The following is a 10,717-nucleotide window of genomic DNA, read 5'->3' as shown; positions in this document are numbered from 1 at the left end:
GCGTGGAAGAGGCTTCTTGCCTTCGCGGGAAGCTAGCCCCCCGCGACCCCCCCAAGGTCAACGGCGCGGAAGAGGCATCTTGCCTTCGCGGGAAGCGAGCTCCCCGCGAAGTAGAACCGCTCTCCACACACTCCTTCGAAGAGCCGAACCGAAAACACAGCCTTGACATATCCGAAACCTGCCGAGTAGTTCTGTTGTATACAGCCGTCCACAACACCATACAACGTTGGGGCATGCCTCCGCCGCTGGCTTGAGCGGCCACCGTCACGCAGACCTACTGATTCACGATCTTGATGGGGAGAGTCGTTCATGACCGGTCCACAGATCACGCGCGTGTCCCTGAAAATGATTTCTGCTCTCGTCGGGCTCTGCCTGGTGACCGCCTGTGTGCCCGACGACGCGACGGGCGGCGCAGGCACGCGGACCTTGACCTGGTCGACGGGCGCCGCGCTCGGCACCCTCGACGTGGTCGCGGACCAGGTGAACGGCACGGCCCGCCGGCTACTGCTGGGCAGCGTCGTCGAGGGGCTGACCAAGGTCGAGAACGACCACGACAAGCTGAGCTGGTCCCCCCTTCTCGCGACCAGTTGGAAGCGGGTCGCGCCGACCCGTTGGAGATTTGAACTGAGACGCGATGTCTCGTTCCACGACGGCTCCGCGATGACCGCCGACGACGTCGCGTACAGCATCAACAAGCTCACCTCACCGTCCAGCGCGAAAGACAGCACGCTGGCCAACATCGCGGGCGCCAAGGTGGTCGACGACTACACGGTCGACGTGACGACGAAGCTTCCCGACTTCTACGTGTTCCGCACCGTGGCGGCGATCGGCGTCCAGCCCGACGGCTGGGGCAAGGACAAGGCCAAGGCCCAGAACACCGCCGTGGGCACCGGGCCGTACGAGGTCGGTGAGGTCACCCCCGCGCACGACCAGACGACGCTGAAGATCTTCCCCAAGTACTGGGGAGACGCCAAGCCCTATTACCAGAACGTCGTGATGAAGGTCATCCCCGACACCGGCGCGAGGCTGGCCGGGCTGCAGGCCGGCGAGGCGGACGTCGCGTTCGACCTGTCCCCCGACCTGCTCGCGGCCGCTCCGGCGACGATCAGCGCCGCGTCGACCGAGACGGACATCCTGCGGATCAGCGACGCCTCCAAGGCGCTCAAGGACGAACGCGTGCGCCAGGCACTCAACTACGCCGTCGACAGGTCGACGCTCATCAAGTCGGTCCGGTTCGGGTTCGCGCTGCCGCCCAAGGGCCAGGGCGTGAGCCAGCAGGTGCACGGCTACAACCCGGGCCTCCAGGACTACCCCTACGACATGACCAAGGCCGCCCAACTGGTCCGGGAGGCGGGCGCCACAGGCACGAAGCTGACCATGATGTGCGTGTCGGAGTATTACGGGACCGTCGGCACCGACACCTGCCAGACGCTCGCCTCCGCGTACAACAAGATCGGGCTCGACGTGAAGGTCCAGCTGCTCCCTCGCGAGCAGTGGATCGAGCAGGGGCTGCTGGCGCCGCAGAACCACATCCCTCCGCCCGACCTGTTCTATGTCCAGGCCGGCAGCGGCACTCTCGACTCCACCCTGTACATCCAGAACTACTTCACCTGTGGCGACGTACGGGCGACGTTCTGCGACGAGCAGCTCAAGAAGGCGTCCGAGGATGCCATCGACCTCAAGGACGAGTCCGACCAGGCCAAGGCCTACCAGAAGGTCCACGCGCTGGCCCACGATCTCGCTCCGATCGTGTGGATCACGAGCCCGAAGAACGCCGTGGCCACGCAGAGCGGGATCGACGGGAAGTTGTACAGCGACGCCTACACGACCTACTGGTACGAGTGGAAGGGCAAGTAGCCGGCTGACCGGGGCTTGCGCTTTCTAGGAGGTTTCCCCCCACATGAGCATGAGGCCGTGGATCTTCATCGGCAAAAGGCTCGTCTCGGCGGTCGTGACTCTGGTCTCCGTCGTCGTGATCGTGTTCGTCGTTTTCCAGGTGGTGGGCGATCCCGCCCGCAGGACGCTCCCGCTGAACGCCTCCGAGGAGCAGGTGCAGGAATACCGGCACTCGCTGGGTTACGACGACCCCATCGCCGAACAGGCCGGACGGTACCTGTCCGGCGCTCTCCGGCTGGACTTCGGCGTCTCGACGACCGCCGGACGCCCCGCGACGGAGGTGGTCATGGAGGCGTTGCCCCGGTCGCTCTTCCTCGCGGCTGGAGCGTTCCTGATCACGGCGGTCCTCGCGGTGGCGCTCGGCCTGGTGGCCGGGATGAACGTGGGCAAGCGCACCGACCGGATCCTGCAGACGGTGGGCGCGGTCGCCTCATCCGTGCCGGAGTTCTGGTCCGGCCTCGTGCTCATCATCCTGTTCGCCGTCCAGCTGCGGTTCTTTCCCACCGGTGGTTACGGCGGCCTGCCGTTCCTCGTCCTGCCCGCCGTGGCGATGGCGATCCCACCCGTGGGCAGGCTGATGTACGTGGTGCGGGAAAGCGTACGTGCCACCCTGCAGGAGCCGTTCATGCTGGTCGCCCGCGGCAAAGGGCTGGCGCGGTGGACACTGCTCCAGAATCACGTCCTGCGCGCCGCCGTGATCCCGATCCTCTCGGTCGGAGGGCTCGAACTCACCCGCATGGCCATCGGCGGCGTCGTCGTCATCGAGTCGGTGTTCGCGTGGCCAGGCATAGGGCGCCTCTACACACAGGCGATGGAGCGTTACGACATAGCGCTCGTGAGCGCGACCCTCGTGGTCGCCACCGGGATCGTGCTCATCATGAACACGATCCTCGATCTCCTGTACACCCGCCTGGACCCGCGGATCGAGGTGATGAGCAAGTGACCACCATGACCCCGGAGCGGACGAGCGCCTCCCCGCCCGAGCGGACCGGACCGCTGCGGCGAGTCCTGTCCGAAGGCACCGTGCTGGTCTCCTTCGGCGTGTCCATCGCCTCCGTGCTCTTCGCGTTCATCGTCCCGTTGACCATCGGACCGGACGCGCTACGCGTCGATCCGTCCCGCAGATTCGCGGCGCCCGCCGCGAACGCCCTGCTCGGCACGGATCATCTCGGCCGCGACCTCGTGGCCATGATCGCTCTCGGGCTTCGTACGTCGATCGTCATAGCGCTCCTGGTCGTGGTGGCGAGCTCGGCCGTCGGCTGGGCCACCGGCGCGCTGAGCGGCTACCTCGGAGGGGCGATCGACAACGTCCTGAGCCGGGTGATGGACGTGTTCAACGCGTTTCCCGGCCTGATCCTGGCCATCGCGCTCGTCACGGTGCTCGGTCCGAGCTTCTCCACGATCGTGGTCGTGCTGATCCTGGTGACCTGGGTCAACTACGCGAGGGTGATCCGAGCGCGGGTGCTGTCGCTGAAGCGCTCGGACTACGTCGTGGCCTCCAGGATGTACGGCACGTCGACGCCCAGGCTGCTGCTCCGGCACGTGTGGCCGAACACCCTCGACCTGATGCTGTCGGTCTCCCTGGTGCAGATCCCCAACGTCATGCTGGCCGAGTCGACGATCAGCTTTCTCGGGTTCGGCCTGCAGCCGCCCGAGGTCTCGTTGGGACTCCTCATCTCCTCGGAGAAGGACTACCTGCAGACACACGCGCTGCCTGTCCTGGTCTCCGGCGGCGTCCTGGTGCTGGTCTGCGCCGCCTTCGCGACCGCCGGGCTGCGCATCCGCCGGAGGTGGCAGGCATGAGTACGGTGCAGGACGTCCCCTGGGTGCTCGAGGTCGACGCGCTGTCCAAGCGCTACGGCTCTGGTGGTAACGCCGTCTGGGCCGTACAGAACTCCTCTTTCAGTGTGCGGCAGGGAGAATGCGTCGCGTTGGTCGGGGAGTCGGGATCCGGCAAGACGACCCTCGCGAACATCGTCGTCGGTCTTCTGCCGCCGACGGCGGGAACGGTACGGATCTCCGGCTCGCTCGACGTACCTCGTCTGTCCGCCCGCCGGGCCGGTCGGCGGCGGCTGGCCCGCGAGACCCAACTCGTGTTCCAGGACCCCTACAGCTCGCTCGACCCGTCCAAGAGCATCGCGGCCATCGTCGCCGAGCCTCTGCTCCTGCTCGGGCTCAGCAGGGCCGAGGCGCGGAAGCGGGTCTCCGACCTGCTCGGTCTGGTCGGGCTCCCTGATGAGATGGCGGACCGCCGGCCACGCGAACTGTCCGGAGGGCAGCGGCAGCGGGTGGGCATCGCCCGCGCGCTGGGGCCCGAGCCGAGGCTGCTCGTCCTCGACGAGCCCGTGGCGTCACTCGACGTGTCCATCCAGGGGCAGATCCTGAGCCTGCTCCAGGAAATACGGTCCAGGACCGGCGTGGCCCTGCTCGTCATCGCCCACGATCTGGGCGTCGTCCGGGCCGTCTCCGACCGCACTCTCGTGATGTACCGCGGCCGGATCGTCGAGGCGGGCGCCACGGGCACCCTGCTGGACGCGCCGATCCATCCGTACACGCAGGGGCTGCGCTGGTCCGCCACCGCCGACGGCCGCCGCGAGATGCCCGCGGAGGCTCAGAAGGCCCTCGAAGCCGACAGCGGCCACATCCCGGAGTCGGATCCCGGGTGTGTCTTCCGCCAGCGGTGCTGGCGGGTCACCGAGCGGTGCGCGCATCACGTGGAGCGCGTGAACGCCGCGGACGGAGCGTGGGCCGACTGCAATGTTCCGATGCGTCCCAAAAGTGGACACGGAAAAGGATGACGACCATGTCCGAGCCGATTCTCACCGTCGACGACCTCGTCGTCGAATACCCCAAGCAGGGAGGATGGCAGGCCGCGTTGCGCGGCGTGTCGATCGCGCTCGACGCCGGGGAATCCCTGGGGCTCGTCGGGGAATCCGGCTCAGGGAAATCGACGCTGGCGCTGGCGATGCTCGGCCTTCTCCCCGATTCCGCGCGGGTCGGCGGAAGTGTCAAGGTCGCCGGCGCCGAGGTCGTCGGGGCCGGTGCCAAGGTGCTCAACCGGATCCGCGGGCGCGAGATCGGCCTGGTCTACCAGGACGCTCTGGTCTCGTTGAACCCCGTGCGGAACGTCGGCGGCCAGATCACCGAAGTGATCCGCCGGCACCGCCCGGGGACCGGGCGGCGCGAGGCCAGAACGCTCGCGGTCGAGGCGCTGGGGAAGGTCGGGATCACCGATCCCGCACGGCGGTTCTCGCAGTACCCGCACGAGTTCTCCGGCGGTATGCGGCAGCGCGTGGCGATCGCGATGGCGCTGGCCGCCCATCCACGCCTGCTGGTCACCGACGAGGTCACGACCGCCTTGGACGTGACCGTGCAGGCGCAGGTCCTGGGGTTGCTGACCACGCTCAGGTCCGACTCCGACATGGCCATGATCGTGGTGTCTCATGACCTTGACGTCGTACGCGGCGTGACCGAACGCGTCGCGGTGATGTACGGCGGACGGATCGTGGAGACCGGGCCCACGGCGGCCGTCTTCGCCGGCCCCGCCCATCCCTACACCGCGGGGCTCATCGCCAGCATCCCCAGCATCGAGCGCCCGGTGATCTCCTTCATTCCCGGCCAACCACCGACGGGCCAGGCGGGCGTGTCCGGTTGCGCGTTCGCACCGCGCTGCTCCCTGGGCCGGGAGAGAGCGATCTGCCACGAATCCGTGCCCGGCCTCCTCCCCCATGCCGATCCGGCCGCGGAGCGGCGCTCGGCGTGTCACTTCTCCGGTGAGATGCCGGTCTGACCCGAACTCAACCATCCGTTCCAAGAGAGGAATGTCTCATGAAGATCACATCGGTTGACTGCCTGCTGATTTCCGAGAAGCTGGAAGACCCGTGGGTGATGGGCCTGGGAACCGCGTACAAGCGGGATGAGCTCATCGTGCGGATCCGCACGGACGAGGGCATAGAGGGGCTGGGCAGTTCCTACCACGCGCACACGCCGCATGCCGTCAAGAGCCTGATCGAGAGCAAGCTGGCGCCGTTGGTGGTCGGTCAGAGCCCGCTGCAGATCCAGTCCTTGTGGGAGAAGATGTTCTTCGGATCGATCCACCTGGGATCGGCCGCGGCGCAGGCCATCGCGGGCATCGACATCGCCCTGTGGGACATCCTCGGCAAGGTGACAGGGCAGCCGGTCTACCGCCTGCTCGGTGGTGGCGATGACAGCGGGAGCGGGCCGCGGCTGGCCGCGTACATCGGATGTCAGACCATGGGCATCCGCGATGACCTCGACTCTCTCGCCGACGAGGCGCGCGGCTACGTCGAGGAGGGGTTCACCGCCGTCAAGGTGCGCGGCGGGGCGAACGTCTCCCTCGACCTGGCCGCCGTCGCGGCGGTGCGGGAGGCGGTCGGCCCCGACGTGGCCGTCATGATCGACGCGAACGCCCGGTACAGCTGGCCCGAGGCGGTGCGGCTGTCCAAGGGGCTGGAGGAGTTCGACACGTTCTGGCTGGAGGACCCCTTCGACTTCACCGTCGCGGTCCACAAGCGCGAGCTGGGCACCCTGCGTAACCTCTCGCACACCGCGATCGCCTCGGGAGGCAACGTCTTCACCCGATTCGACATGGAGGATCTCGTACGACTCGGCGGCGTCGACTACCTCACACCCGATGTCGTGAAGTCCGCGGGCATCTCCGAGTGCATCAAGATCGCTTCGCTCGCGAGCGCGGCGAACATCATCATCGCCACCCACACCTACAACGGGCTCGGCCAGGTGGCGAACCTGCATTTCGCCGCCGCCATCCCCGCGCACATCCGGGGCCACGTGGAGTGGGACGCGGGCGGTAACAACGCCTTCCGTGATCATCTGGTGAGCCCCGCCGTTCGCGTGGAGGACGGGTTCATCCACGTGCCGGACGCACCCGGTCTCGGCGTCACCCTGTCGGAGGACGCGATGGAGAGGTTCGCGTACGAGGAAGGGCCGGAAATCCTCGGCGTGCCTCGCCGGCGCGCCTGGGCACCCCGGTCGTAGCACGGTCGGCGGGTGGGAACAGCACGGTGGTGGAATCGGATCGGCCGCCGTGCTGTCAGCCCGCACGCGGTCCTCCTCAGGAGACCGCGGGCACCGGGTCCACGCCGAAGACCCAGGGAGCGAAGACGACCATCCACTGGTCGGGATCGGCGAAGGCGACGGCTCCCCGGGCGGGCCAGTACGGATTGTCCAGCTCGGCCGGCCGGTGACCGTGGGCGGCGAGCCGCGCGACCACGCCTGCCACCGCGTCCGGGCCGGAGAGATAGAGGACGAGCAGGAACTCCGGCCATTCATGCGACACCTTCCGGCTCCTTCCGCAGATGTGGTCGCACCCTAATGCCGGCGGCGGAAAACCGCATATCCCGGCCGGGGCTTCGGACCTGGGCTCTCGGCGGGCTGCGAAGTGAGAAGCATATAACCTTGTGTGTTCATGCAATCACATTCCGTATAGCGTGCGGGTGTCCCAAGCAGTCAGCGAAAGGAGTGCTTCATGAAGTCCCTCAGCCTGCTGGTCGCGCCGGTCCTCGCGGTCGGCGTCGTGGCACTGCCGGCGGCGCCCGCTCAGGCGGCCGCCCCGGCGTGCCACGCCCACGTGTGCCTGTGGACCGGCGCCAACTACACCGGCGCCGTCTACACCTGGTGGGAGGCCAACGGCAACCGGTTCATCGGCGGCACGCACGCCGACAAGGTCGGGTCGTTCGTGGCCACGAGCGGAGCCTGCTTCGTCGACACCGCCGACACCGAGTGGAACTGGCGCGCCAAGCGCCTGGCGTCCAGGGGCGACTACAGCTCCAACTACCGCGGCAGGTTCGGCGGCGTGATGGACCGCATCGCGCCCGCTCGCTACTGCTGATCCCTCGACGGCGCCGCCGCCTCAGCGGCCGGGCATCCCCCCGTCCGGCCGCGCGTCACTCCGGCCCCACGCGACCTCCGGGCGGCGCTGCGTTGAGACAGGGCCCAGAAGGTTTGAGACAGGGCTCAGGAGCAGACGGGGCGGAATCGCTGTCCTGGTGCGTGCTCTTCCCATTCCTCACGGGTGAGTGCGCGACCGGGGATGGCGCAGACGGCCGCGTAAAGATCGCTGGGCGGCGCCAGGTTCCAGAGTTGCACCGTGCCGTCGTTGTTTCCGGTGGCCAGGGTGTTCCCATCGGGGCTGAAGGCCACCGACCACACGGGGCCGGTGTGGCCGGTGAGAGGATCGCCGAGCGGCCGGTGTTCGGCGGCGCCCCAGAGCCGTACGGTACCGTCGTCGCCGGCGGAGGCCAGGGTGCTCCCGTCGGGACTGAACGCCACCGAACGGATGGGACCCGAGTGGCCGGTGAAGGGTTTGCCGAGCCGCCGCCCCGTGGATATGTCCCAGAGCCGCACCGTACCGTCGTCGTTGTAGGCGATGGCCAGGTTCTTCCCATCGGGACTGAACGCCACCGAGCTGGGGGTGTCGCCGGTGAGGACCTCACCGAGCGGCCGGCCCGTGGACACGTCCCAAAGCCGCACCGCACCCTCGATGCTGCCGGTGGCCAGGGTCTTCCCGTCAGGGCTGAACGCCATCGAGTCGGCGATGCTGGTGTGGCCCGTGAGGGGCTCACCGAGCGGCCCGCCTGTGGACAGATCCCAAAGCCGCACCGTACGGTCGTAGCCGCCGGTGGCCAGGGTCTTCCCGTCAGCGCTGAACGCCACCGCCCAGATGGGGCCGGCGAGGTCGGGGAGGATGCCACGTTCGGAACCGCGGAGGATCTCGGTCAGCCGCGCGCGGGCGTCGGCGCGGTCAGGAGCGATGCGCCAGGCGGCCGCGGCCAGCAACGCCGAGAACGCCGGGTCCGCGGCCGCCAGTTCGCTTCGGCTGATCAGATAGCCGGCGAGGGCCTGATCGCGTTCTTCCCCCGCGGCGATGGAGGACCGCAGTGCGACCCCGGCGAAGACCACCGCGGCCACCAACAGGGCGGTCAGGGTGACCAGGGTGGCGCGCTGCCGCCGGCGGCCGCTGGTCTGGGCGCGGACACCGGCGTCCAGAAACGCGCGCGACGCCGCGGACAGCGCGGGGTAGCGGCCGGGATCGGCCTGCCAGCGAGCCTGCGCGTGCTGGACGGCGGACAGCCGCTCACCCCTGAACAGGAAGGACGGGCTCCGCTCGTGCTCCTCCCACTCCTGGGCGGCCTCCACGAACTGGTGGTACAGGGCGTGGCCGGTCAGATCGGCCTCCAGCCAGCCGTACAGACGAGGCCAGGCGTGCAACAGCACGTCATGGGCGATCTGCACGCTCGCGCCGTCGACCACGATCAGCCGCCGTGCGGCGAAGGTGTCCAGGACGTGGTCGATGCCGTCTTCCCCGCGCCCGGCGTGCAGGGCCTGGCGTGAGGTGGCGCGGCGGGTGAGCCTGCCCTCGGTGGAGACGGCGGTGAGCTGGTGGAACACCAACCGGGCCAGAGCCTGCCTGCCGGGGGTCAGGTCGGCGTACGCGGCCTCCGCGCTGGTGGCCACCGCCTGGGTCACCCCGCCGGTCAGGGCGTAGCCGCGGCTGGTCAGCCGGTTGTCCTCACGGTGTTCCCAGATCGTCAGCATCGTCTGGGACAGCAGCGGGAGCACGCCTGCCTCGTACCCGCCGGCAGGCGAGCGCAGCTCGTTCAAGATCGTGTCGATCAGGCCTGGCTCGATGTCCAGACCGGCGGCATCGGCCGGTCCGGTGATGGCACGCCGCAGGTCGGACCCCGGCATCGGCCCCAGTACAAAAGGGCCATCCTGCAGTACGGCGGCCAGCCGCGGATGCTCGGCGCAACGATCGATGAAGTCGCCGCGGACCACCAGCACGACCAACGCCGCCGGCGCGTCGTCCGGACCGATCGCGACACTGGCGGCGGCGTGCAGCGCGGTGATGAACGCGGCACGCTCGGCCATGGCCCGCTCGCGCTCGTCCTCGGGCACGTCGAGGGTGAAGATCTCCTCGAACTGGTCCACCACCAGCACCAGCCGGGACCCGGCAGCGCTCGGCTCGGGCAAGCCACGGCGCCTGGCGTCGGCCTCGACGGCCTGGCGTACCAGCAGATGCGCCTGGCCGGGCTGCTCGGTCAGGCTGCGCAACACCGCCGGCGCCTCCAGGGCGGCCAGGCCGGCCAGGAACGTGGCCAGCCGCGACAGCGGCGCGCCGGTGGGACGGTCCAGTACATGCCGGGGCCAGTCGCGTGCCTGCTCCGACAGCTCCCCGCGCCCGATCGCCGGCATCACCCCCGCCCGCAGCAGCGAGGACTTGCCCGCCCCCGACGCACCGGTCACCACCAGCAGGCCGGGCCCGGTCAGCCGCTGCGCCAGCCGGGCCACCAGCTGAGCGGTGACCACCTCACGTCCGTAGAACACTCCGGCGTCGGCTTCGGAGAACGCGACCAGCCCTCGGTAGGGGCACTCCCCCGACCAGGACCTCCCCGTCTCGCCAGGTGACGCAGAGCCCGTACGGGTCCGCCGCTCGATCGCCGCCACCTGTTCCAGCAGCAACCGGGTGTCGGTTGCCTGCCGATATCCCAGATCCACCGCCACCCGCAGCTCCGCGTGCAACTCGGCGCCCTGCCGCCGCAACCGGTCGCCCTGCCGGTCGATGCCCTCGCGGATCACCCCCAGCTGACCACGCACCTCCGCCAGTACGAACCCGAACTCGCCGAACTCCTCGCCCAGTCGTGCCAGACCCGCGGCCAGGGCCTCCTGTAACCGGCGGTCGCCGGACTCGATCGCCGCTTCGACCGCGACGCCCACCGCCCCGATGTCCCGCAGCACCCGCGCGATCTCCGCACGCAGCCGCTCCGCCTCTTCCCGTCGGCCT

Annotated in this window: 9 protein-coding genes; 7 read left to right on the top strand and 2 right to left on the bottom strand. The window is 69.0% G+C overall.

All coding sequences use genetic code 11. The features are described from left to right. The first annotated feature begins 309 nt into the window (after window positions 1-309). From ITP53_RS30495 to ITP53_RS30470, 6 genes are read left to right on the top strand one after another with little or no spacing between them, the layout of a single operon-like run. The gene (locus tag ITP53_RS30495) at window positions 310-1,857 is read left to right on the top strand and encodes an ABC transporter substrate-binding protein (RefSeq protein ID WP_195898907.1); all 1,548 of its coding nucleotides are present in this window, start codon (window positions 310-312) and stop codon (window positions 1,855-1,857) included. A gap of 43 nt (window positions 1,858-1,900) precedes the next feature. Next, complete coding sequence (locus ITP53_RS30490) at window positions 1,901-2,839, top strand: ABC transporter permease (protein WP_195898906.1); 939 nt, start codon at window positions 1,901-1,903, stop codon at window positions 2,837-2,839. Between the two features lie 5 nt (window positions 2,840-2,844). Beyond that, the gene (locus tag ITP53_RS30485; protein ID WP_236051344.1) at window positions 2,845-3,699 is read left to right on the top strand and encodes an ABC transporter permease; all 855 of its coding nucleotides are present in this window, start codon (window positions 2,845-2,847) and stop codon (window positions 3,697-3,699) included. Then, the gene (locus ITP53_RS30480; RefSeq protein WP_195898904.1) at window positions 3,696-4,694 is read left to right on the top strand and encodes an oligopeptide/dipeptide ABC transporter ATP-binding protein; all 999 of its coding nucleotides are present in this window, start codon (window positions 3,696-3,698) and stop codon (window positions 4,692-4,694) included. The genes ITP53_RS30485 and ITP53_RS30480 overlap by 4 nt, the downstream gene beginning before the upstream one ends. A 5-nt stretch (window positions 4,695-4,699) precedes the next feature. Then, the gene (locus ITP53_RS30475; RefSeq protein ID WP_195898903.1) at window positions 4,700-5,686 is read left to right on the top strand and encodes an ABC transporter ATP-binding protein; all 987 of its coding nucleotides are present in this window, start codon (window positions 4,700-4,702) and stop codon (window positions 5,684-5,686) included. 38 nt (window positions 5,687-5,724) lie between these two features. Beyond that, the gene (locus tag ITP53_RS30470; RefSeq protein WP_195898902.1) at window positions 5,725-6,912 is read left to right on the top strand and encodes a mandelate racemase/muconate lactonizing enzyme family protein; all 1,188 of its coding nucleotides are present in this window, start codon (window positions 5,725-5,727) and stop codon (window positions 6,910-6,912) included. 76 nt (window positions 6,913-6,988) lie between these two features. Here the strand turns inward: ITP53_RS30470 and ITP53_RS30465 are convergent, their stop codons facing one another. Further along, entirely contained in the window at window positions 6,989-7,213 is a 225-nt protein-coding gene (locus tag ITP53_RS30465; RefSeq protein WP_195898901.1) for a hypothetical protein, read from the bottom strand. 189 nt (window positions 7,214-7,402) lie between these two features. Between ITP53_RS30465 and ITP53_RS30460 the strand changes: the two genes are divergently transcribed. After that, entirely contained in the window at window positions 7,403-7,765 is a 363-nt protein-coding gene (locus tag ITP53_RS30460; protein WP_195898900.1) for a peptidase inhibitor family I36 protein, read from the top strand. Window positions 7,766-7,890: 125 nt separating this feature from the next. On the opposite strand, the gene ITP53_RS30455 is transcribed toward ITP53_RS30460, so the two are convergent. After that, on the bottom strand, window positions 7,891-10,671 hold the full coding sequence (locus ITP53_RS30455; RefSeq protein WP_195898899.1) for an nSTAND1 domain-containing NTPase: 2,781 nt from the start codon (window positions 10,669-10,671) through the stop codon (window positions 7,891-7,893). Between the last annotated feature and the right edge of the window lie 46 nt (window positions 10,672-10,717).

This window comes from Nonomuraea cypriaca (genome assembly GCF_015645445.1).
GTDB lineage: Bacteria > Actinomycetota > Actinomycetes > Streptosporangiales > Streptosporangiaceae > Nonomuraea > Nonomuraea cypriaca.
The sequence above is the reverse complement of the archived record's forward strand: the minus strand, read 5'-3'. Positions and strand labels throughout refer to the sequence as shown.